This window comes from Bradyrhizobium sp. dw_78 (genome assembly GCF_018449525.1).
GTDB lineage: Bacteria > Pseudomonadota > Alphaproteobacteria > Rhizobiales > Xanthobacteraceae > Bradyrhizobium.
The window spans coordinates 196,525-218,975 of the sequence record NZ_JAAVUS010000007.1 but is presented as its reverse complement, the minus strand read 5'-3'; the positions used below and the strand labels follow the sequence as shown (position 1 = coordinate 218,975).

General features: G+C 61.4%; 20 protein-coding genes. 6 read left to right on the top strand and 14 right to left on the bottom strand.

Annotated elements, in window-relative coordinates; all coding sequences use genetic code 11:
- The first annotated feature begins 31 nt into the window (after nucleotides 1-31).
- Complete coding sequence (rfbC, locus tag HB630_RS19210) at nucleotides 32-586, top strand: dTDP-4-dehydrorhamnose 3,5-epimerase (RefSeq protein ID WP_213773849.1); 555 nt, start codon at nucleotides 32-34, stop codon at nucleotides 584-586.
- Nucleotides 586-1,503, top strand: a complete 918-nt coding sequence (rfbD, locus tag HB630_RS19205; RefSeq protein ID WP_213773848.1) for a dTDP-4-dehydrorhamnose reductase — start codon at nucleotides 586-588, stop codon at nucleotides 1,501-1,503. The genes rfbC and rfbD overlap by 1 nt, the downstream gene beginning before the upstream one ends.
- Before the next feature lie 6 nt (nucleotides 1,504-1,509).
- Here rfbD and HB630_RS19200 read toward each other — a convergent pair whose 3' ends face one another.
- From HB630_RS19200 to HB630_RS19175, 6 genes are all read right to left on the bottom strand, one after another.
- Nucleotides 1,510-2,568, bottom strand: coding sequence for a polysaccharide deacetylase family protein (locus HB630_RS19200; RefSeq protein WP_213773847.1), 1,059 nt, complete (start codon nucleotides 2,566-2,568; stop codon nucleotides 1,510-1,512).
- A 42-nt stretch (nucleotides 2,569-2,610) separates the two neighbouring features.
- Nucleotides 2,611-3,549 (bottom strand): GNAT family N-acetyltransferase, encoded by a 939-nt coding sequence (locus HB630_RS19195; RefSeq protein ID WP_213773846.1) that lies wholly within the window; start codon nucleotides 3,547-3,549, stop codon nucleotides 2,611-2,613.
- A 259-nt stretch (nucleotides 3,550-3,808) separates the two neighbouring features.
- Nucleotides 3,809-3,988 (bottom strand): hypothetical protein, encoded by a 180-nt coding sequence (locus HB630_RS19190; protein WP_213773845.1) that lies wholly within the window; start codon nucleotides 3,986-3,988, stop codon nucleotides 3,809-3,811.
- 137 nt (nucleotides 3,989-4,125) lie between these two features.
- Entirely contained in the window at nucleotides 4,126-4,365 is a 240-nt protein-coding gene (locus HB630_RS19185; protein ID WP_213773844.1) for a hypothetical protein, read from the bottom strand.
- A 427-nt stretch (nucleotides 4,366-4,792) separates the two neighbouring features.
- Nucleotides 4,793-5,584, bottom strand: coding sequence for an SDR family NAD(P)-dependent oxidoreductase (locus HB630_RS19180; RefSeq protein WP_213773843.1), 792 nt, complete (start codon nucleotides 5,582-5,584; stop codon nucleotides 4,793-4,795).
- Nucleotides 5,585-5,614: 30 nt separating this feature from the next.
- Nucleotides 5,615-6,586, bottom strand: a complete 972-nt coding sequence (locus HB630_RS19175; protein ID WP_213773842.1) for a 2-dehydropantoate 2-reductase — start codon at nucleotides 6,584-6,586, stop codon at nucleotides 5,615-5,617.
- Nucleotides 6,587-6,813: 227 nt separating this feature from the next.
- Between HB630_RS19175 and HB630_RS19170 the strand changes: the two genes are divergently transcribed.
- A complete protein-coding gene (locus HB630_RS19170) occupies nucleotides 6,814-9,162 on the top strand; it encodes a tetratricopeptide repeat protein (protein WP_213773841.1) in 2,349 nt (782 codons plus the stop codon).
- Here the strand turns inward: HB630_RS19170 and HB630_RS19165 are convergent.
- From HB630_RS19165 to HB630_RS19155, 3 genes are all read right to left on the bottom strand, one after another.
- Nucleotides 9,152-9,412 (bottom strand): hypothetical protein, encoded by a 261-nt coding sequence (locus tag HB630_RS19165; RefSeq protein ID WP_213773840.1) that lies wholly within the window; start codon nucleotides 9,410-9,412, stop codon nucleotides 9,152-9,154. The genes HB630_RS19170 and HB630_RS19165 overlap by 11 nt on opposite strands.
- 74 nt (nucleotides 9,413-9,486) lie before the next feature.
- The gene (locus tag HB630_RS19160; RefSeq protein WP_213773839.1) at nucleotides 9,487-10,803 is read right to left on the bottom strand and encodes a Mur ligase family protein; all 1,317 of its coding nucleotides are present in this window, start codon (nucleotides 10,801-10,803) and stop codon (nucleotides 9,487-9,489) included.
- Nucleotides 10,803-11,720 carry a hypothetical protein gene (locus HB630_RS19155; protein ID WP_249780918.1) on the bottom strand — a complete coding sequence of 306 codons (918 nt, stop codon included), beginning with the start codon at nucleotides 11,718-11,720 and terminating at the stop codon, nucleotides 10,803-10,805. The genes HB630_RS19160 and HB630_RS19155 overlap by 1 nt, the downstream gene beginning before the upstream one ends.
- A 367-nt stretch (nucleotides 11,721-12,087) precedes the next feature.
- Here HB630_RS19155 and HB630_RS19150 point away from each other — a divergent pair, with 367 nt between their 5' ends.
- The gene (locus HB630_RS19150) at nucleotides 12,088-12,861 is read left to right on the top strand and encodes a ferredoxin--NADP reductase (RefSeq protein ID WP_213773837.1); all 774 of its coding nucleotides are present in this window, start codon (nucleotides 12,088-12,090) and stop codon (nucleotides 12,859-12,861) included.
- A 290-nt stretch (nucleotides 12,862-13,151) separates the two neighbouring features.
- Nucleotides 13,152-14,777, top strand: coding sequence for an FMN-binding glutamate synthase family protein (locus HB630_RS19145; protein WP_213773836.1), 1,626 nt, complete (start codon nucleotides 13,152-13,154; stop codon nucleotides 14,775-14,777).
- Nucleotides 14,778-14,902: 125 nt separating this feature from the next.
- On the opposite strand, the gene HB630_RS19140 is transcribed toward HB630_RS19145, so the two are convergent.
- From HB630_RS19140 to HB630_RS19120, 5 genes are all read right to left on the bottom strand, one after another.
- Entirely contained in the window at nucleotides 14,903-16,213 is a 1,311-nt protein-coding gene (locus HB630_RS19140) for a nitrate/sulfonate/bicarbonate ABC transporter ATP-binding protein (protein ID WP_213773835.1), read from the bottom strand.
- A 75-nt stretch (nucleotides 16,214-16,288) separates the two neighbouring features.
- Nucleotides 16,289-18,025: an ABC transporter permease subunit gene (locus HB630_RS19135; protein ID WP_213773834.1), complete on the bottom strand. Its 1,737-nt coding sequence runs from the start codon at nucleotides 18,023-18,025 to the stop codon at nucleotides 16,289-16,291.
- A 91-nt stretch (nucleotides 18,026-18,116) separates the two neighbouring features.
- A complete protein-coding gene (locus tag HB630_RS19130; RefSeq protein WP_213773833.1) occupies nucleotides 18,117-20,117 on the bottom strand; it encodes a carbohydrate porin in 2,001 nt (666 codons plus the stop codon).
- Nucleotides 20,117-20,302, bottom strand: coding sequence for a hypothetical protein (locus tag HB630_RS19125; protein ID WP_213773832.1), 186 nt, complete (start codon nucleotides 20,300-20,302; stop codon nucleotides 20,117-20,119). The genes HB630_RS19130 and HB630_RS19125 overlap by 1 nt, the downstream gene beginning before the upstream one ends.
- 170 nt (nucleotides 20,303-20,472) lie before the next feature.
- A complete protein-coding gene (locus HB630_RS19120; RefSeq protein ID WP_213773831.1) occupies nucleotides 20,473-21,288 on the bottom strand; it encodes a creatininase family protein in 816 nt (271 codons plus the stop codon).
- 123 nt (nucleotides 21,289-21,411) lie between these two features.
- On the opposite strand from HB630_RS19120, the gene HB630_RS19115 reads away from it, so the two are divergent.
- Nucleotides 21,412-22,434, top strand: coding sequence for an ABC transporter substrate-binding protein (locus HB630_RS19115; RefSeq protein WP_213773830.1), 1,023 nt, complete (start codon nucleotides 21,412-21,414; stop codon nucleotides 22,432-22,434).
- Nucleotides 22,435-22,451: the final 17 nt, after the last annotated feature.

Sequence of the window (22,451 nt, the reverse complement as noted above, 5' to 3'; positions counted from 1 at the left end):
TTAATTGCCGTGAGCGGGTGATCCGGATACCATGAAGGTCGTCTCCACCGAGCTGTCCGAAGTTATCGTCATCGAGCCTCAGCGGTTCGGAGATTCCCGCGGCTTCTTTATGGAGTGCTTTCAGGCCGAGCGTTATGCCGAGGTCGGAATCCCCGGTCCTTTCGTCCAGGACAACCTGTCCCGCTCCGGTTATGGGGTGCTGCGCGGACTACACCTTCAGAACCCTTTCACCCAAGGTAAGCTCGTCAGTGTCTTGCGAGGCCATGTATTAGACGTCGCCGTGGATGTTCGTCAGGGCAGTCCGGGTTTTGGGCGTCATGTTGCTGTCGAATTGAGCGAGGAAAATCAGCGGCAATTGTGGGTTCCGCGCGGTTTCGCCCACGGTTTTGCGGTGCTTTCGGAGTCTGCGGATTTTTTCTACAAGTGCGACAGCTTTTATAAACCCGAACACGAAATCGTCGTGCGCTGGGACGATCCCATGATCGGGATCGATTGGGGCGTGCCGAACCCGCGGCTCTCTACGCGAGACGCGGCGGCGCCGGCTCTTGCTGACGTCAAGAACCTGCCGGTATATGGGCAAGTCTGATGCGCATCCTTCTGAGCGGGACGACCGGTCAGATCGGCGGTGCGCTGCAACCACTTCTCGATGGACGAGGATATCTCCTCACGCCGCGACGGTCGGAATTCGATCTGGCAAGGCCCGAGACGCTTAACGGCGCGCTCGATGCATTCGAGCCTGATCTGATTCTGAACCCGGCTGCCTACACGGCCGTGGACCGGGCCGAAGATGAGCCGGAGCTTGCTTTCCGGATCAACGCCGAAGCGCCTTCGGTGATCGCGCGGTGGGCGGCACAACATCAGGTGCCGCTGGTGCATTTCTCGACCGACTATGTGTTTGACGGTTCGGGCACCACGCCATGGCGTGAAGATGATCCATGCGCCCCGTTGTCAATCTATGGAAAAAGCAAGCTCGCGGGCGAAGCGTCCATTCGTGATGCCGGAGGCGTGCATCTGATCGTGCGCATCGCCTGGGTATATGCCGCCGAAGGCACGAATTTCTTCCGGACCATTATTCGCCTGGCGCGCGAGCGCAGCAAATTGCGCGTTGTTTCGGATCAGATCGGATCTCCGACATCCGCTCGTTCCGTTGCCAGCGCCGTCATAAATTTGTTGTTTGAGGATCGGGGAGACTTGAGCGCCCGGTTTGCAAAGGCTCAAGGCTTGGTCCATCTCACCAATTCGGAGTTCACCAGCTGGCATGGTTTTGCCACCCGAATTATTGAAGGGTTGCGGGAGCGTGACTTGGATCTGCGGGCTGACGAGGTTGAGCCGATTGGCACGAAGGATTTTCCAACGAAGGCCGCTCGTCCGGCGAACTCCCGTCTTGATCTCTCGCGGCTAAGAGACGTTTTCGGCGTCGATATGCCGTCGTGGCAGAACGCGCTGGAGACCGAGCTCGACGCTTTTTCCGAAGCTGAGCGGCGTGCGACGCCCGGAGCGTAGCGGGCGCTACATCAGCCTGAAGGGCAGTCCCGACACCAGCGCCCGGACGTATCGTTTCCTTTGGAAGTGTCCGTTCAGCGAAACACGGGGAAGTGCGGCTAGATGATCCAGGCTCGCGGGGCCGAGAACCCCCGGCTGGGTCGTGACCGCGGCAACGTAGCCACTCTCCAGCGCGGCTGACGCCTCGCGGGGACCGACCGCGTGCCGGCTCCCATAGGGATAGGCCAGCGTCTTTGGGGAACAGCCGCAATAATCGGCGATCCGGATCGCGGATTGCTGGAGTTCGTGCCGGAGACGCTCCGCGTCGACGCGGGCAAGATTGGGGTGGGTCAGCGTGTGAGCGCCGAGCCGAGCCAGCGGGTCGCTTGTGGTCAGCTCCCTGAGTTCGGCCGCCGTCATGATCTCGTCATCGACGATTTGACGGCCGTCAACGCCGCAGTTCCGCGCCGCGTGCTCGATCGCGGCGACGGCCTCGTCCTCGTCGGCTTGCTGCACGAAGGCCGCGAGCCGCTCGAATGCAGCCCATTTTTGGCCGCTCGAAGCGATTCGCACGGTCTCCATGCCGCCCCCGAAGTCGAAACGAAACGAATCCGCAATTCGCGTCAATGCCTCGGCTGTCTCCCACCACATCGTCCTGGTTCGCTCGACGAAGCCCGGCGTCACGAAGATGGTGTAGGGAACGCCATGCGTGCGGAACACCGGCGCGGCGTATTTCGCGTTGTCGCGATACCCATCGTCGAGCGTTACGCAAAACAGCCTGCGCGTGTCCGATGCGTCGCGAAGCCGTTCCGGCAATTGCTCGAGGGGCACCGGATGCAGCCCGGCCTCGCGGGCGGCTGTCAATGCCTGGTCGAGAAAATCCGGCGTGATCGAGAGATGCCTGTTCGGCTCGAAGGCGAAGCCGCGTTCCGGCCGGACATGATGGAGCGTGAAGATCACGCCGCGGCCGGCAGCCGCTGGCGCGAACCGGTTCGCGCCGGTCAAGGCAACGGCTTCCAGCCCGGCCGTGATCGCCAGATGCTTGATGGAGCGCTTGGCAGTGGAACGCAAAGAATGAGATGTCATCGCCGCGCTCCTCCTTTCAGTCGCGCTCAATATTCCGTCGGTTCAGGCGTAGTCGAAATCGATCAGTTCGTAACGGTTGAGGTGCAGAGGCGGTTTGTTGGGCTGGAAGTCACGCAGTTGCACCAGCATCGGGGAGGGGCGGATTATCCGGGGCAGCACCAGGCCGGGAGGCCTGGGCAATTTGTCATTGGTGCCGACATAGGCAAATAGGCGGCGTCCCCACATCAGGCAGGCCGACCGCACGACATCATCAAGCTCGCGTTGCGTCGCATGGCACCCGGACCGGACCAGAAAACCGCACAATAAAGTATAGGCGATCCCTCTGGAGCGCCGCGGCGACGATATCAAGAGCAGATTGTCGAAAACGTGAATGCCGTACTGCTGTGCCGGGCGCAAGAGGCGATCGAACAGCATCGTTTCATTCCATAACAGCCCGTTGTCTGTCTCGGCGCTCCGGAACTGCGACAACAACGGCAGCAATTGTTCGCGCTGAAGCGGATCGAACCGCAGCGAAAGGCCGCCCTGTGGCGCCGGCCCGGACCGGCTGGTCCCGATGCTGAACGGCAGCGTCAGATAAGGCTGCAAACCAAAGAAATGCGCATTGACGCCCAGCGCTCTGGCATTGGGCATGCCGATCGCAAACCGAATCTCTTGCTTGATGAATTGCCGCTCGACTTCATCGTAGAGCAGCCTAAGCGATTGTTTACCACGATAGCCGGGAACGACGAAAAGGTCGACAAGCTGCGCGGCCGTTTCGCGTTTGCCGTTCAGCAGCATGGTCTGACGGACCATCGCGATCTGGCCGACCTTCCGCTGTCCGTCGCGTAGCGCGATCACCGTTGTCCCGAAAGAAAAGCAGCGGTCGTACAGCCATTGCAGGCGCGCCGGCAGTATTGGCTGTCGAGCAGCGAACGCTTCCGCCATCATCTTCGCCGTTGCGTCGTAGTCGACGCGTTGCTCGCATTCGGCGGTCGTGGTCATGGTTAATTCGGCTGCGAAAGATTTATTCTAGCGCCGCCAATATTGATTTTGTGTTGAAATGGATATGCTTCGGAGGTCTGCGCGCCAGCGGACAGATTAAAAGTTTGTCATCAAGGACGGAGCAGCCTTTCCGGATGGCTAATCGTCCGTCGCGTGCGTCTATTTTATCGTCGGCTGGAGCGACCGGCACGATCCATCCGTTGATGGAAGCTTCGCCGTCAATGTTGACCGGTGTTCGCGATCGGTCACCGTGCTGGCGTTATCGCCAGGGAAGAAGCGGGCTCTGTTCGTAGTGCTTGCGCCAGACGGCGAGGAGCCTGAACAGGTTCACCGGAATAAGCGCGCTATGCGACGTGAAAATCAGCGCCAGATGCAGGAGACCGGCATAGAGCAGGGCGGCCACATTGCCGCACAACGCGATCAGCCGCAGCGGCACCATGCTTCTCATATAAAAAGTCAGAAACATAAGCGAAGAAGCGAGATAGCCTGAAAGATCAATCCACACGACGAACCTCTTCGTTTTGTTGACGCCGTTCGATCTTGCCTCCCCGGTTTTTCTTGTTGAATGCGCTACGGTTATCCGCCGAACCATGACTCGCCAGGAAATGGCGGCAGGTCGCAACTCTCCTGATCGTTGAGCTTTCCCTCGATTGAGGTCGGCGCGCGGCCGGATAAGCAAAGCTCACGTAGGCCAAGATAATGGATTGCAGAGAATTTGCTTGTGAGCTGCGTCACAAGCGGCGCTCTTTTTGATTCATCCATATCGAAGTGATTGTCGCCGGCGCCCGTGGCATCGAGTGGTGGCTTCATTGTCATGGCCTGGCATCCCCGTTCAAAGGACAAGCACAAATCAAGGAAGGCGCGCTCAAGGTGAAAACGATTTAAAACAAATCTGCGTCGGCCGCGCGACAGCCCATGTTCGTCAACCCATGTTCTCCACTTGCAACTTGCACCGGTCCTGTGGGGTCCGTCGGTCGCAAGATCGCGATGAAAAAAGAATTATTCCCGCCGATCGAGAATTTTGCCGGTTTTTCGAACGAGCCTTGGAACCGGGAGCGCCGAACGTCTCGGTGGTACGGAAATCAGAGTTGTCTCAAATTCGATTGCAAGATCAAAACGATTGGGAGCCGAGCGGGAGAGTGCTCTGGTCCCAACCGGGAATTTTCCCAAAGCGATCATCTGAATGCCGCTCTTCTATAGCCTTTTTGAGCGGAGTGTCACCGGTTCGCGTAAAGAAAATGCGTTAAACGGGCTCGTCCGTGTACGGAGCGCCATAGATCCTGTCACGCAGCCGCCGCATCCCGGCCAGCCAGCGGTCCCGGCTGGAAGCCTTCCGCTGCATGTATTCGTGTACGGTCGGGTGTGAGAGAATCAGGAACCGCTCGTCTGCCATCGCTTCGATGACGAGGCGGGCGACTTCGGCGGGCAGCATCACGCCGTCGACCCGCGCGGCGCTCGGGCCGGGCGTGGCCATGCCGGTTTGTACGGATTGTGGGCACAGCACCGAAACGCGAATGCCGCAGTCGGCATATTGAATGGCAAGGTGCTCGGCCAGGGCGATGGCGGCGTTCTTGGTTACGCCATAGGGCATCGAATTCAGCGACGCCAACAGTCCCGCGGCGGATGCCGTGTTCAACAGATAGCCGGAGCCTCGCGCCAGCATGCCGGGCACCAATGCGCGCGCCGCAAAGACATGGCTCATGACATGGACGCGCCAGCTCACGTCCCAGTCGGCGTCCGACGCGGTTTCCTGTCCCTTTCGCGACAGGCCGGCATTGGAGAAGAAAATATCGATCGGTCCGTATTTGGCTTCGGCCGCCGCGATCAGCGCCCGGACATCGCTTTCCTGCCCGATATCCGCCGTCACGGCGAGGCCGTCGATGTCTCCCGCCACGGCCGCGAGCTTGCCACGTGACGATTTGAGGTCGGCAACCACCACGCCGCGCGCACCGGCTGCGGCATAGGCGCGGGCGACGGCCTCACCGATTCCGCCCGCCGCGCCCGTAACCACGCAAACCTTGTCCTTGACTTGCACGCCGAGATTCCTCCTGACCGCGAGGTGAATTCAGCCGTGATAGAGCCCTTTGTCCCGCGCCTTTTGGATCGCCAGCGCCGCCATCAGATCAAGCATCGGCGTCGACAGCCCCGCGGCCCTGGCAAAAGCTGCAGGCGCCCGGACCAGCACGTCGATCTCCACGGCGCGGCCGAGTTCATAGTCCTGCAAGATTGAGGGCTTGTGGTCGGGGGCGGGACCGGTACGGGTGACGCGTTTTACGTTCGGGTAGCAGCTTTGTCCGATCGCGTTCGCCTCGTCGAGCAGGCGCTGCAGCGCATCGCGCAGGTCTGGATCATCCCTGACCGCCCTGGCGGTTTGCCCGGTCAACAGGCACAACACCGACATCGACATGTTGGTCAGAAGCTTGGACCAGATCGCTTCCCTGATCTGCGCCACCGGTGGCGATGCGATCGAGGCTTCGTTGAGCACGGCCCGGAGCCGCTCGATTCGCTCGGTTGACCGGTCGTCGCATTCCCCGATCTGCAGCATGTTTCGATCAGGGGATAAATTCAGCGCGACGCCGGGCTCGATCACCTCGTTCGCCGAGAAGATCACACCGCCAATGATCTGCTTTTGAGTGACGGTCGCGCGCAACCGTCCGCCGGGATCGAGGAAGGAAAGATCCGGAGGCGGATGGCCGGCAGCAAGCCCGAGGTCGTACCACCAGGGAATACCGTTCTGGGCGAACACCACGGCGGTATCGTCGTGGAGCAAAGGCGGCAGGCCAGCGACCAGGCTGTGCAGGCCGGTCGCCTTCAGCGTGCTGATCACAAGGTCCTGAGGGCCGAGCGCGGCCGGATCATCCGAGGCCTTGACCTGCGCCTTGAACTCAGCGTCTGCGACCCGCAGCGTCAGGTCCTTCGCCTTCACGGCCTCCAGATGCGGCCCACGCATCACGCAGGAAACGTCATGGCCAGCAAGCGCGAGCCGCACCGCAAAATGGCTGCCGACGGCGCCTGCGCCGAAAATACATATCCGCATCCTGTGATATCCCGTTCGAGTGCCCGATGGCAGAGGCACCAGTTTCCACAAAGCTCGCATGCCGCGCAACCGCAGCACGGTTAAATGATGGCAAGCTTTATCCCGATCGCCCTTTGACGACCGCGCCTTGCGCCGGCTCGATTGCGCTGGTCAGAATCCGGGCGAGTCAGATAAAGCAACGTCATTCACCTGGCCGTAGCCGCTTCCGATCGTTGAAGGCGCATGGAATGACGACCGTCTCGCTGACGCTATCGCAGGTCTTCGACATCGCCCTGAAATTCTATCATGCGGGCAGGTTCGCGGAGGCCGAGCAGACATGTTTGAAGATATTGTCTGCCGATCCTGAATCCGCCGTTGCGCTCAATCTGCTGGCGGTGGTTCACATGTCGCTGGGCAGGAACGAGGCGGCGCTAGCCTGTTATGCCCGTGCGCTGTCGCTGCGGCCGGACTTCGTCCAGGCGCTCAGCAACCGCGGCGCGCTATTGAAGGCGATGAAGCGATACGACAAGGCGCTGCAGAGCTACGACCGCGCGCTCGGCGTGCAGCCGGACATGGTCGAGGTGCTGAACAATCGTTCAGGCCTGCTGCAGGAACTCGGCCGATTCGACGAGGCGCTTGCAGGTTACGACCGGGCGCTTGCCTTGCGGCCGGATTATGCCGAGGCGCTCAATAACCGTGGCGTGACCTTGCAGGCCTTGGGACGGCACGCCGAGGCGCTGGCAAGTTACGACGCCGCGCTCGCCCTGCGGCCCGATTTCGTCGAGGCGCTCGTCAATCGCGGCATTGCCCGTTACGAGCTGAAGCAGTTCGGCGCAGCGCTCGAAGACTATGATCGCGCGATCGCCCTGCGGCCGAACAATGCCGATACGTTCAGCAATCGCGGAAATGCGCTGGGCAGACTGGCGCGGCATGAAGAAGCATTGGCCAGTTACAATGGCGCGATCAACCTGCAACCGCATCACGTCGAGGCGCTCTATAACCGCGGTGTCATCCTGCATAAGCTTAAGCGATTCGACGAAGCGCTGGCGAGTTATGATCGCGCGCTCAGCCTGCGTCCGGATTACCCTGAAGCGATGGTCAGCCGCGGTGCCGTGCTGCACGATCAAAGGAAACTCGAGGAGGCTCTGCAAAGCTTCGGCCGCGCCATCGCGTTGCGCCCCGATGACGCCCAGGCTCTCGTCAACCGTGGCGCCGTGCTGCACGAACTCGGGCGATCGGGCGAAGCGATGGAGAGCTTTGAACGGGCGCTGGCCGTGGCGCCGGATCATGTCGAGGCGCTCACCAATCGCGGCGTCGCCTTGCACGAACTGGCGCGATATGACGAGGCGCTGGCAAGCCAGCAGCGCGCGCTTGCGGCGCGGCCGGATGATGCGGCCGCGCTGAACAACCGCGGTGTCACCTTGCACAAGCTTCAGCGGCTCGAGGAAGCGCTGGCGAGCCACGATTCCGCGCTTGCCGCGCAGCCGGATTACGCCGAAGCGCTCGTCAATCGAGGCGTCACGCTATATGACCTGAAGCGGTTCGACGAAGCCTTGACGGGCTACGATCGCGCGATTGCTCTGCACCCGGACCATGCCGACGCGCATTTTCTCAAGGGCCTGTCGAGCCTCGTCACCGGCGACTTCGAGCGCGGATGGATCGAATATGAGTGGCGCCGCAAGGCCCCATCGGCGAAAATCACGGAGCGCGAGTTTCCGCAGCCGCTCTGGCTCGGGGATACGGAGATCGCCGGCAAGACAATCCTGCTCCATAGCGAGCAGGGCTTTGGCGACAGCATCCAGTTCTGCCGCTACGCGCCGCTGGTCGCCGCGCGCGGCGCGCGCGTCGTCCTGGAAGTCGAAGAGCCGCTCGAGGAACTGATGGCCGGCCTTGCCGGCGTGGCGCGGGTTGTCGCCAAGGGCAACACCCTGCCGTCGTTCGACCTCCGGTGTCCTCTCCCCAGCCTGCCGCTGGCATTCGGAACTCGGCTCGATACGATCCCCGCGAACACGCCCTATATGAGCTTACCAAAGCAGGCCCTGGAATATTGGGGCACGGCGCTCGGGGCGAAGCGTCGCTTGAGGGTCGGGCTCGCCTGGGCCGGCAATGCGAAACATGTCAGGGATCGGGAACGGTCGATCGGTCTGAACAATCTCCTGCCGCTGCTTGCGGCCGAAGCCGATTTTGTGAGCCTGCAAAAGGAAACCCGCCCTGAAGAGATGGCGATTCTGAAGGGATGCGACATGCTCACATTCGGCGAGGAGCTTGGCGATTTCTCCGACACGGCGGCGCTGATCTCGCAGCTCGATCTGGTCATATCCGTCGATACCAGCATCGCGCATCTGGCGGGCGCATTGGGCAAGCCGGTCTGGGTCTTGTTGACGCATGCGCCGGATTGGCGCTGGCTACTCGATCGGGACGACAGCCCCTGGTATCCGACCGCGCGTCTGTTCCGGCAAAGCGAGACCCGCGAGTGGGGAAGCGTGATCGCGCGGGCGCGCGAGGCGCTGCTCGAATTCGCCAAAGTCGCCGACAGCGATACGGCCGGAACGAAGCCCGGCCATGATGCAAATCGCCGTTTCGAGTCTAGGGCTTGATCTGAAGCGCCGCCTTGGTGGCGTCGATGGCGTGGTTGAACGCGGATTTGGTTTGACCGACCAGCGTGTTTGCCTCGTAGGTCGGGCCTGCCACGAAGCCGGTCTTGGGTTTGATCCCAACTTCCGTTCCGAGCTTGGACATGACATCGGAAAAGCTTTTCTGGGTCGCGTTGGCTGCTTTGCCGAGTGATGCCGTTTGTCTCGAAATGGTCGAGGACATGGACGATGTGATCGAGGATAGGTCGGTCATGCGAGGCTCCCTGATGAGGCGAACATCGACCTTTTATGGTTAACAGGTCGTTAATCTCGGGTTAACGGAAGGTTTCACAGAAAATTCAGGTCCTGGGCCCGGCCGCCCCTTGCGATGGTCGCATATTCGATCGCCAGAAACAGACCGCCGGCCGCGTAGATCTTCCGGTGCTGCGATGTTGCGAGCGAATGACTGAGCCTGACGGCTTCCTCGATCGTCGCCGTTGTGTGAACGGCTGCTTGCGGATTGGCCCGGCGCATGGCGGCGGCGATGTCTTCCGCCTTTGCGCCCTTGTGATGCGCGGAGGTGCAAATGATCGTGTCGAACGACGACGCCAGCACGGCTGCGATCTCGTCCGCCTTCTTGTCGAGGGAAACGCCGAACACCAGGATCCAGCCGTCCGCGCCATGCGCCGCCTTTAGGCTGGCGAGTGATTGCCTGACGCCGTCGGGCGTGTGGCCGACATCGACCACAGTCAGCGGATCGCGCGCGATGACTTCCAGCCGTCCCGGCCAGCGTGCCTCGCGCAGGCCGGTTCGTATCGCGGCCTCGGTCGCGGCCGGCGTTTCCCGTGGGCGTGCTGTGCGCAACCAGAGCAGGAATAACGCGATCGCGATGGCGGCGTTATTGAGCTGGAATGTGCCCAGCAAATGGGTTTCGAGCCCGCGAAAATCATGACCGTCGAAGCGGAAATCGAACCGCTGTCCCGACGCCGAGATAGATTCGCTACCGATTCCGATCTGGTCGCGGACAAACAAAGACGTGATCCGGCGGCTGCGGTTATATTCCGTTATATGCGGCTTTAAGGGCAGGCAGTTCTCGCCATAAACAATGGTGCCGCCGGATGTGCAGGCGTCGCTCTTGTCGGAAACGATCAATTCCAGCGAACGGCCAAGCAATTCGACATGCTCGTAATCGACCGAGGTCACGCTGGCGAAGCGCGCGCCGACAAGACGGACCGGATCATAGCGGCCGCCGATGCCGGCCTCGAACACCGCGAAATCGCATTGCTTCTCTTGAAAATAAAGGCAGGCCAGCGCGAACATGGCCTCGAAGCTTCCGAACCGTTCGTTCCGGCGCCGCGAAATCTCGGCGATGGCTGTTTCGATCCGCTCCTTCAGGCGCGCCAGATCGTCACCGCCAATCGCTGCGCCGTCGACCTGAAACCGTTCGTTGAAGCGATAGAGATGGGGCGAGGTGAACAGGCCGGTCCGCAGGCCAAAGGCCTGGCCGGTGGCGGCGCAGAATGCGGCGGTGCTTCCCTTGCCGTTGGAGCCGGTCACGACGACGGAAACAGCTTGCAGCCGTTCACGGTCCACGGCCAGCGCATCGAGCAGTTCGGCCATCCGCGCCAGGCAAACGCCGTCACCATATCTCGGCAGATCGAACACTAGAGCAATCCCATCGCGGAAAAGCCATGTCGCCAGATTTTGAGGATCAGATCGGGACGGTTGCACTCTTCCAACAGCCGGATCGAAGGGTTTGAATTCACCTCGATCACCGCCGTCGCATCCGGTTCTTCATTGATGTTCGTAAACAAATCGACCGCGGCGGCGCGAAGTCCGAGCGCGCGGACGGCCTTTCTCGCCAGGGCGGGCGCGACATCGGAAGCAGGCCCCTCGATTGTCATCACTCCGCCCGCGCTCAGATTCATCCGGCCCGGAATTTCCCAGCGTTCGCCTTCGGGCAACACGACATCCAGTGAGCTATTTCGCTCCGGGCTCACCAAGGCCGGCGACAGCCCGCGTGCCCGCAACGCCATGTTGTGCGCGATCAGGAGGTCGTGGATCGTATGCACGCCGTCGCCCAGCACGAAGGGCGGGTATTTCCGCGCAGCATAGAGTACCTCGTCGTCGAGCAGGAAAATCCGATATTCGAGGCCGGATATGGCCGGCTGAATCAGAATCGAATCGTAGTAGCGGGAGACCTCCCGGATATATCCGATGAGCGCGGCTTCGCCGGAAACGCCTTGCGCGAAATCGCCGCGCGAGCCCGTCAGCGGTTTGACGAACGCGGTCGCGCCGAGCCGTCTGAAATAGGCCAGGGCATCTTCGATCTCATGTCCCTCGGGACGGTGAGCGCGATGCCTCTCATGCAGGAAGAAATAGTCGCCACCGAGCGTTGGAACGCCGGCGCGTTCAAGGATGACGTTGGTGAAGTATTTATCCGAGGCGAGTGTCGCGGCAGTGGCATTGTTCTGCGGATACCAGGAACACCGCCCCGCCCCGAAATAGGCGCGTTTGGTTCCGGAAGCGACGCTGAAGACCAGTCCCGTTCCGCCGCCGGCATCCTCAAATGCCAGTCCCAATTCGGAGCAGGCAAATTCCGCATAGACGGACTGGTCGGGGTAACAGCCCGGTTTTCCGGATCGGATTTTCGCGAGGCTTTGCATACGGATCGAACTTTTCTCCAGTCTGGGTGTAACAGCAAATTTATTGCGTTAATGGCGTCAATTTAAGCAAGTTAATTGCGCCTACAGCCCGCTTACCCGAACCATTTTGCACAAGGAATCGGCTGCGATTTTGAATGCTCAATTGTGCATCTGCGAAGGTTGACTATCTCCGGCTTTGGCGTAGGTCACAGTCAAAAATCGCCGGTTGTTTTAGGGTTTTCGTCAGACTGAGCCCAGGCAGCGGCGATGAGTTCTACTTCAGGCCTACCGGAAAAACCAAAATATGAGCGCGTTCTACCGAGAGAAAGTTCTTTCTGTCCACCATTGGACCGACACGCTTTTCAGCTTCACCGCCACCCGCGATTCCGGCTTTCGTTTCCTGAACGGGCAATTCGCGATGATCGGCCTCGAAATCGATGGCCGTCCGCTGATGCGCGCTTACAGCATGGCGAGCGCCAATCACGAAGAAGCCCTCGAATTCTTCAGCATCAAGGTTGCCGATGGGCCGCTGACGTCCAGGCTGCAGAAGATCAAGGAGGGCGACACCATCCTGGTCGGGCGCAAGGCGACCGGCACGCTGATCGCCGACAATCTGATTGCGGGCAAGCGGCTGTTGTTGCTGTCGACCGGTACCGGTCTTGCGCCGTTCGCGAGCCTGATCAAGGATCCGGACGTGTACGACCGGTTTGAAAGCGTGGTGCTGGTTCACGGTTGCCGTCAGGTATCGGAGCTCGCTTATGGCGAGCAACTGGTGGCCAAGCTGCGCGACGACGAACTCTTTGGGCCGCTATTGGCCGACAAGCTGGTCTACTATCCAACCGTCACCCGCGAGCCGTTCCGCAACCGAGGCCGTATCACCGATCTGATCACGTCGGGACAGTTGTTCAGCGATATCGGCCAGCCGCCGCTCGATATCGAAACCGACCGCATCATGATGTGCGGCAGCCCGGCGATGCTGGAAGAACTGCGGCAGCTCTTCGAAGCGCGCGGTTTCCTCGAAGGGAGCCACGGCGAACCCGGCCATTTTGTCATCGAGAAGGCGTTCGTCGAACGCTAGCCCCACAGCCGTTATCTCGGACGCCGCCCCCCCGGGACCCACGCGGAATAACGGCAATCATTGCTTTGGCGAAGCTGCGGCCGGTTCAAAACCAAGCCTGCATTGCACTGCAAAAGGAAGCGGCTGTCGATCTGCCGATGGATCCTGCTCGGCCTCATTCGATCGCCTTGCGGCGACCGGCCGTCACATCCATGACCGCCGCGCCGTATATCGTGTATGGGTTATCGGCCATTTTGAATTAGGCTTGGGGCCGACCAGAACAATACGGCAGAATCTGCCCGAGGAATTCCATGGAAACATTGCTGCTCCCGTTCTCTCCGCGTTTCATCGTTCTGACGATTTGCAGCGTCGTTACGGCCTTGTTGCTCGGGTTCGGACTGTTCGATCATAAGGCGTTCGATCTGGTCTTGATTCCGCTTTTGATTTTCGGGGCGCTCACTCTGCTCGGCGTCCATGATCTCACGCAAAAAAGCCACGCGGTCCTGCGCAACTATCCGATCTCGGCGCATCTGCGCTTTCTGCTGGAAGAGATCAGGCCGGAGATGCGGCAGTATTTCTTCGAAAGCGAGAAGGACGGCATGCCGTTCAGCCGCGACACCCGCGCGGTAGTCTATCAGCGCGCCAAGATGGTGCTCGACAAAAGGCCCTTCGGTACGCAGGAGGATGTCTACCGCGAAGGCTATGAATGGATGCACCATTCGGTCGCGCCGAAGCCGCATGCGGACGAAAAATTCCGCATCACCATCGGCGGTCCGGACTGCACCAGGCCGTATTCGGCGTCGGTCTTCAATATCTCGGCGATGAGCTTTGGCGCGCTCAGTCCGAACGCGGTACGCGCGCTGAACGCCGGCGCCAGGAAGGGCGGCTTCGCGCACGACACCGGCGAGGGCGGTTTCAGTCCCTATCACCGTGAGAACGGCGGCGACATCATCTGGGAAATCGGCTCGGGCTATTTCGGTTGCCGTCACCGCGACGGCTCGTTCAATCCCGAGGAATTCGCGCGCGTCGCGGCCGATGACCAGATCAAGATGGTCGAACTCAAGGTCAGCCAGGGCGCCAAGCCCGGCCATGGCGGCGTATTGCCGGCCGCCAAGGTCTCGGAAGAGATTTCGAAAATCAGGGGCGTGGCGATCGGCGAGGACTGCATCTCGCCGGCGTCTCACGGCGCGTTCTCGACGCCGTTGGAGATGATGGCCTTTATTGGCGAGATGCGGCGGCTTTCCGGCGGCAAGCCGGCCGGCTTCAAGCTCTGCATCGGCCATCCCTGGGAATTCCTGGCGATCTGCAAGGCCATGCTCGAAAGCGGGATCTATCCCGACTTCATCGTGGTCGACGGCAATGAAGGCGGCACCGGCGCGGCGCCGCTGGAATTCATGGATCATCTAGGCATGCCGATGCGCGAGGGCGTCAATTTCGTTCACAACGCGCTGGTCGGCATCAGGGCGCGCGATCGCATCAGGATTGGCGCCTCCGGCAAGATCGCCACCGCTTTCGACATGGCGCGGGCGATGGCGATCGGCGCCGACTGGTGCAACTCGGCCCGCGGCTTCATGTTCTCGCTGGGCTGCATCCAGTCACTGAGCTGTCACACCGACCGCTGCCCGACCGGGGTGACGACGCAGGATCCCATCCGCAATCGCGCGCTGGTGGTGCCCGACAAGATCGAGCGGGTCCACAATTATCATCACTCGACGCTGCACGCGCTGGCCGAACTGATCGCGGCTGCCGGACTCGAACACCCGCAGGAGCTGCGCTCGATCCATTTCTCGCAGCGGGCGTCGACGACCGAAGTGCAGTCGTTCGCGCGGCTCTATCCGACGCTGCGTCCGGGTGAACTGCTTGACGGCACCAATGACGTGCGCTTCCGCGACGCCTGGAGCATGGCGCGGGCGGATTCGTTTACGCCTGTGGGGTAGGGATTTAGGCTGTCATTCCGGGGCGCGCATCAGCGCGAACCCGGAATCTCGCGCTGGTCATATCTGGATTCCGGGTTCGCGAGGCTTTGCTCTCGCCCCGGAATGACGGTGTAAACTGGTCAGCCCTAATGCGGGTTTTCGAGGCTGAAAAGTTCCGACTGCTCGTCATAGGCGAACAACTCGGCATAGCGTCCCCACGACACGATCGTCTTCAGGGTCTCGTCCGCATAGTCTTCCGACATATAGTCTTCGAGCTCGTTGCGGAAGCGCGCGGCGGGAGCGGTGTGCGAGGGCCGCTCGTCGAGCACGCGGCGGATCAGGCCCATGACCGGCACATAATTGATCAGATGTTCGGCGAACAGCTTTTTGCGATCGTCGGTTTCGAGATGGGCAAAGCGCATGCCGGCATCGGTCAGCACCAGATCGCCTTCCCTCAATTGCGCGAATTTCAGCAGTTGCAGCGCCTCGCCGAAATGAAACAGTTCATCGGCCTCGAGCTGTAGCTGGCCGGCGAGGACCGGCAAGTCAGCATGCCCATTATAGGGCGGCCCCGCCAGCGTTTCGATCAGGCCGGACAGCACGTTGGAGGAGATGTGATTGAGGACCGTGCCGACGCCGGCACTGTGAGCACCTTCGACGGTGGGAGCCTTGGGCTCCTCGCGCTGCGTCATGCGGGCGTAGATGCTGTCGACCAGCTGGCGGAAGGTCGGGTCGAGACGGTTGCGCGGATGCGGCAGGTCGACCTTGATCTCGACGGCGACGCGTCCGGGATTGGACGAGAACACCAGGATGCGGTCGCACATCAATACCGCTTCCTCGATGTTATGCGTTACCATCAGGACGGACTTGATCGGCAGCCGGCCCTCGGTCCAGAGATCGATCAGGTCGGTGCGCAGCGTCTCCGCGGTCAGCACGTCGAGCGCCGAGAACGGTTCGTCCATCAGCAACAGGTCGGGATGCACCACCAGCGCCCGCGCGAATCCGACGCGCTGGCGCATGCCACCCGACAGCTCCTTGGGATAGGCGGATTCGAAGCCGTCGAGACCGATCAGGTCGATCGCCGCGAGCGCCCGTGTGCGGCGCTCGGCGCTGTCGATCCCGAGCGCTTCCAGCCCCAATTCAACGTTTTGCAAAACGGTCAGCCACGGGAACAGCGCAAACGACTGGAACACCATGGCGACGCCGTTCGGCGGCCCCTTGATGATCTCGCCTCGGCATTTCGCCTCCCCCGATGAGGGCGCAACGAGGCCGGCGATGATGCGCAGCAGCGTCGACTTGCCGGATCCGGAGCGGCCGAGAAGGCCGACGATTTCGCCGGATTGAATCGTCAGGTCGACATTTTCCAGCACCAGCAGATCCTCGCCGCTTCCTTTCGGAAACGACCGGCAGACGCCGCGGATATCGATAAGGCTGGTCTGGTCTATTTGATCGAGCATGTGTTTCCCCTACAGCATGATCCGGAAAGCGGCAGCCGGTTTTTCGAAAAGATCATGCTCAAATGATCCAAGAAATCAGCCGAGCCGAAGACGGCGTTCACCGAAGGCATAGAGCGGCCGCCACAGCAGCCGGTTGAACAGCGTCACCAGAATGCACATCACGGCGATGCCGAGCACGACACGCGGGAAGTCGCCCGCTTCCGTCGCTTTCGCAATATAGGCGCCGAGCCCCGTCGCCGTCAGGCGGGTGTCGCCCCAGCTTGCAACTTCGGCAACGATGGCGGCGTTCCATGATCCGCCGGAGGCGGTGATCGCGCCGGTGATGTAATAGGGGAAAATGCCGGGCAGGATGACCTTTGTCCACCATCGCCATCCCCGTAAGTGGAAGCTGCCGGCGGCCTCGCGAAGGTCGCTCGGGAAGGCACTGGCGCCGGCAATGACGTTGAACAGGATGTACCACTGGGTGCCCAGGATCATCAGCGGGCTGAGCCAGATATTCGCGTTCAGGCCGTAGCGGACGATCACCACCACGAATACCGGAAAAGCGAGGTTGGCCGGAAACGCCGCCAGGAACTGCGCGAGCGGCTGGATCAACTCCGCCAGTTTCGGTCGCAGCCCGATCCAGACGCCGACCGGCACCCATATCAGCGAGGCCAGCGCGATCAGCACGATGACCCGCAGCAGCGTCATCAATCCATATCCGAATGCGATGAAGACATCCGACAGGCTCAATGTCGCCGACAGATATTGATAGGCTTCCCAGGCCGCGTAGCCTGTGCAGGCCATCACCAGGGCAAGCCACAGCGCATCGACCAGACGCGAGGGCTCGCCGCGTTTTTTCGGCGCTGTCGGCGACCAGCCGGGAAGCGCGATATGCAGGTTGGAGACGATCTTGTTCAGCGTCGTGAACGGCGAGGACAGGGCGCGTAGCGCGCGGGTGCGCCGGAACAGGTCGAGCATCCAGGAGGTCGGGGCGTTTCCGGACGCGGTTTGTTCGAACCGGAACTTGTCGGCCCAGGCCACGACGGGGCGAAACAGCAACTGGTCATAGACGATGATGACGAGCAGCATGGTCAGGATGGCATAGCCGATGGCGGGCAGGTCGCGTTTCTGGATGGCGAGCGCGACATAGGAGCCGACGCCGGGCAGCGTGACCGTGGTGTTGCCGACCGTGATCGCCTCGGAGGCCACCACGAAGAACCAGCCGCCCGACATCGACATCATCGTGTTCCAGATCAGGCCCGGCATGGCGAACGGCACATCGAGCCGCCAGAAACGCTGCCAGCCGCTGAGATGGAAGCTCTGCGTCGCCTCTTCCAGATCCTTCGGCACGTTGCGCATCGACTGATACATGCTGAAGGTCATGTTCCAGGCCTGGCTGGTGAAGATCGCGAACACGCAGGCGAGTTCGGCGCCGATCACGCGGCCGGGAAACAGGTTCATGAAGAAGACGACCGTGAAGGTCAGGAAGCCCAGGATCGGCACCGATTGCAGGATGTCGAGCAGCGGGATCAGCACCATCTCCGCCCGGCGGCTCTTGGCGGCAAGCGCCGCGTAGATGAAGGTGAAGATGATGGAGCAGACGATCGCCAGCAGCATGCGCAAGGTGGTGCGCAGCGCGTAGAATGGGAGGTTGGCCGGATCGAGCGATACCGGCGTGACGTCAAGCGCCGCCAACGGCGCGGTGGTCTGCTCGCCGCCATAGACGATCAGCACCATCGCGCCGAGCACGAGAATCAGCGCCACGACGTCCCAGATATTGGGCTGTAATGCCTGTCGAAGCGCGACCGGGCGAATATCCTGAACCGCCATAGACGCCGCCTTTATCCTCTATCGTGACGCATTTTCTTCACGCGAGCCGGTGACTGCGTCGCGCTGCCGACGCGGGCCTTCGGGGCATGCTCTAGAATTCGCCGTGGAAACGGGCCGAGAAGACCGAGACAGGCCCACGATCGGCGTTATAGGCGGGATTTGTGATGAGTTGATAGTCCGCGGTGACCGTCAAATTCCTGCTCACCGAATACGCGTAATAGGTCTCGAGGATCTGCTCGGGGCGGTAGTTGAGCTGGCCGTCGCCGATCAGCAGGCCGAGGCCGCCGGCGGCGAGAAAATCGCGGTGCGCGTCGGACAGGCCGTTGATCGCGCCGCCGATGCCGACCGTGTCGCTTGGTCGTCCCCAGAAACTGCCCTTGATCGACAGGCCGCCTGAAATGCTGCGGTCGACGTCGGTAAAGGACAGGATCTCGGTCTGGCCGTCATTCCAGCTCGCCCGCGCGAACAGGCCGATATCCTTGACGAGTTGCTGTTCGGCGTTGAGGTAGAATCCATATTTGAGGTTGTCGTGGCGGATGCCGGTCATGACCGAGTTGATGTCGAGCGCGGGGTCCGCGTCTTCGATCGCCAGCGCCTGGCGGTAATTGCCGGTGTTGCCGCTGTTGGCGAAGGCACCGAGCCGCAGTTTGCCGGGCTGATCGAAGACGGTATGGCGTTCCTCGAATTCGACCACGGTGCCGCCGGTCTTGTAGGTCAGCACGTCGCTGTTGGGATCCGCCGGCACTTCGAACGCGCCGGCGCGGACGGCCCAGTCCTTGCGGTTGAATTCGACCACCGCGCCGTTCGTATAGCCCGGCAGATCGGCCGGAAAATCATAGGCGGCCGACGACCATAGCGCCCAGTTCATGAAGTCCGCGCGCGGATCGTGCGAGTAGCTGTTGTTGTCGAAGAAATCGCCGACGGCAAAGCGGCCGACGATGAGCGTGATCCGGTCGATGTCGCGCTTGCCCGGGAGCTGATTGGGGCCGTCATCGACCTCTTCCTGGCCGCCGCCGAGACCGAATGTCTGTTTCAGGTAATAGCGCTGCGGACGGAGTTTCGGTTCCGCGGCGCCGGCCTTCTGCGCTTCCCCGTTGGGAAAGCCGGCGATGCCGAGCGTGCCGCCGATGCCAAATCCCTGCGCCAGCTCCGGGTTGAAATAGAACTCGCCGCCTTGCCAGAGCCGCACGCCGAGAAAGGCGGTCGTGGTCCAGGTTTCCTGGGTCTGGCCGCCACCGGGAAGGCTGTTGGCGCCCGCATAGGGCGAGCGGAACGAAGGATAGGCCGAAGGAAGGAAGGTCGTTTGGGCGTGGACATTCCAGTCGTCCGACTCGGGCAGCGTGGTCCTTGCATTGGCGGCTGCTTGCGCCGTCCATGCCGGATTATCGGCAAAGCGATAATTCAGCCCAGCCTTGAACAGGTGGACGCTGGGGTCGACGCCGATGCTGGGCAGCCCGAACCCGCTGAGGTCGTAGATCCGATGCGTCAGATCGATGTAATCGTATTCGAGCTTGGCGGTCCAATGGCCGCTCACGGCGAACTCGACGCCGGCGCCGACCGTCCAGCCGGTCTGGATCTGCCCCGGCGTGGCGTAGATGTTCCCCGCCGCGTCGTTGAGATCGATATGGGTGTGGCCCCAGGCGAAGCCGCCGGTCACATAGGGCATCCAGTTTCCGAAGGCGTAGCCGCCCCGGCCGCGCACCGTAGAGACGTAATCGAGCGTCGCGTTGAAGGCGGCCGGCGCCAGGCGCGGACCGTCCGCCGGACTGCTGAATGACGCATCCGCCTCGATGCCGAGCACGACATGGTTCGCCAATTGCTGATTGTAGCCGGCCTCATAACCGCCGATCAGGCCGGTGATACTATGCGGAAGGACCACCCCCTCTTCGGGCAGTGGATTGGTGCCGGTGCCCAGGCTGCCGCCGCCATAGCCGAAATGGCCGCCGACGTAGAATCCGGTCCAGTCGTAAGCGGTTTGGAGCTCAGGCGCTTTGCGCGCCATGTCCGCCGCAGCTGCTGGAGTAGCGAGCGTAAGCACGCTGAATCCAACGCCTGCGCAGAGGTACTCCCAGCTTTGGCCGTGGCGGTTCATCAGGCGAATTTTTCCAGCGCGAACATTCCGGCAGTCGCTTTTGTCATTTCTGATTTGCCGTCACGCTGCCACCAAAGAAATCGGGCGAATGATTTGGTCAGCCGGCCGATGGCTTCCCCCTTAAAGGCCAAAAGCCAGCTCAAGAGCAGGCGCAATTCGATCCCAAGCCTTTGACCTTTCAGCAAAAGGCTTATTGCGAATAATTCTTAATTGCAAGAAAGGATGACGAGGCATTCGTTTGTTGGCATCGTTCTGTGACACGCATGCAACACCAAATCGCCGGCAGCATCGGAGCGGTGGAAAAATGCGGCGGCTGAAAAAGATGACCTGCCCAGGGCGTCCGCCGGGGCGGGCGTCAGTCTGCCGGGCGATCCGAAAGCGTCCCCGGATCGAATTTTTCGATATCGGCGAGCAGTTCGCAAAACGCGGCGGCGCCGTGATCAATCAGCCGCCGGCCTTTCTCCGCCGAGGCCAGCGTGGCATCGCCGGCGGCGCCGCTCGGGTGAAGGTCCTGCGCCTGCCAGGCGAATGGCGCCGGGCGATGCGTGGAAAGCCAACGATGGTCTTTTTCCAGGGCGATGCTGGAGGGCCGGAAATCGGCGATCTTCTCCTTGCGCACGGCTTTCGGATATCGCGCCAGCATGATCGAGGTTTCGACCGCGCCGCCGTGAACACCATGGCGTAATTCTTCCTCAGAAAACAACCCGTCCGGCGCGCCGAAGCGCGACCAACTCGTGGTCACCGCGAGAAGTCCGTATTCTGCGCGCAGATCCTGGGCCACGAGAGTCATGGCCGCGCTGTTGCCGCCGTGGCTCGTGACCATGACTAGCTTTTTGACGCCTGCGCGGGCGACGCTGATTCCGAGCGCCATCCAGCCTTGCAGCGCGGTTTCGGGCGGCAGCGTCAGCGTGCCCGGATAGTCGATGTGCTCGGTCGAAATCCCCACCGGCTGCAAGGGCAGGAATGTCACGGGTGCGGCATCGGGCAGAAGCTCGCGCGCGCGTTCGAGATAGGCCTCCGCGATCATGACGTCGGTGCCTACAGGCAAATGCGGGCCATGTTGCTCGGTCGCGGCCAGCGGCAGGACCGCGATCCACCGCGCCGCGTCGGTTCCGGCGATATCGGGCCAGTGAATGTCGGTCCAGTCGCGGGGAGGAGCGGTTGAGGTCATCGCGTAAAACGTTTCTTTGGGCCCATTTGCAAGGTAGCTTGTCCCGTTCCCGTAAGAGGCGTAACCGGCGTCCGGAGCGGTGATCCCGCCATCATGGGCCAGAACGATCAACGGAGTCCAACCATGAAGCCAGCTCTTTTGCCGCAAGCGTTAACGGCTGGTCTGCTGGCCTTGGTGATGGCCCTGTCATCCGCGGCCGCGCAAACGCTGGACAAGGTCTCGTTCGGGACCAACTGGGTCCCGGAACCGGAACAAGGCGGATTTTTCCAGGCCCTGGCCGACGGCACCTATCAGCAATATGGGCTCGATGTCACGATCGTGCCCGGTGGCCCGAACGACAACAACCGTATTCTGCTGATCGCCGGCAAACTCGATTTTTTCCTGAGCGCGAACACGTTGCAATCGTTTGACGCCGTTGCCAACAATGTCCCCATTGTCGACGTTGCGGCCATATTTCAGAAGGATCCGCAGGTTTTCCTGACGCATCCGGAAGCGAAGGTCGGCACGATCGAGGATCTCAAGCCGCTGACGCTGTTCGTGTCCAAGGAAGGGATCGTCAGCTATTTCCAGTGGCTGAAGTCCGAATACAAATTCAGCGAGGAGAAGGTCAAACCCTATACCTTCAACTCCCAGCCCTTTATCGCCGACAAGCAGAGCGCGATGCAGGGCTACGTGACCTCGGAGCCGTTCGCGGTTGAACAAGCCGCCGGCTTCAAGCCCGGCGTCCTGCTGCTGGCCGATTACGGCTTCAACGCCTATTCCACCATGATCGAGACGCGCGGCGATCTGATCGACAAAAAGCCGGATCTGATTCAACGCTTCGTCGACGCCTCTATCCTCGGCTGGTACCATTATCTGTATGGCGACAATACGCTAGGCAACGCGCTGATCAAGAAGCTCAATCCGGAAATGACGGATGAGCTCATGGCCTATTCCATCGCCAAGATGAAGGAATACGGCATCGTCGATTCCGGTGACGCGCTGCACGACGGCATCGGCGCGATGAACGATGCGAGGGTCGCGAGTTTCTTCGAGAAAATGGTGCGCGCCGGTGTCGTGCGCAGCGACATCGACTACCGCAAGGGCTACACACTTCGCTTCACCAACAAGGGCGTCGGTCTCGATCTGCGGCCCAAAAAGAACTAGCCGCGGCCTTGATTGAA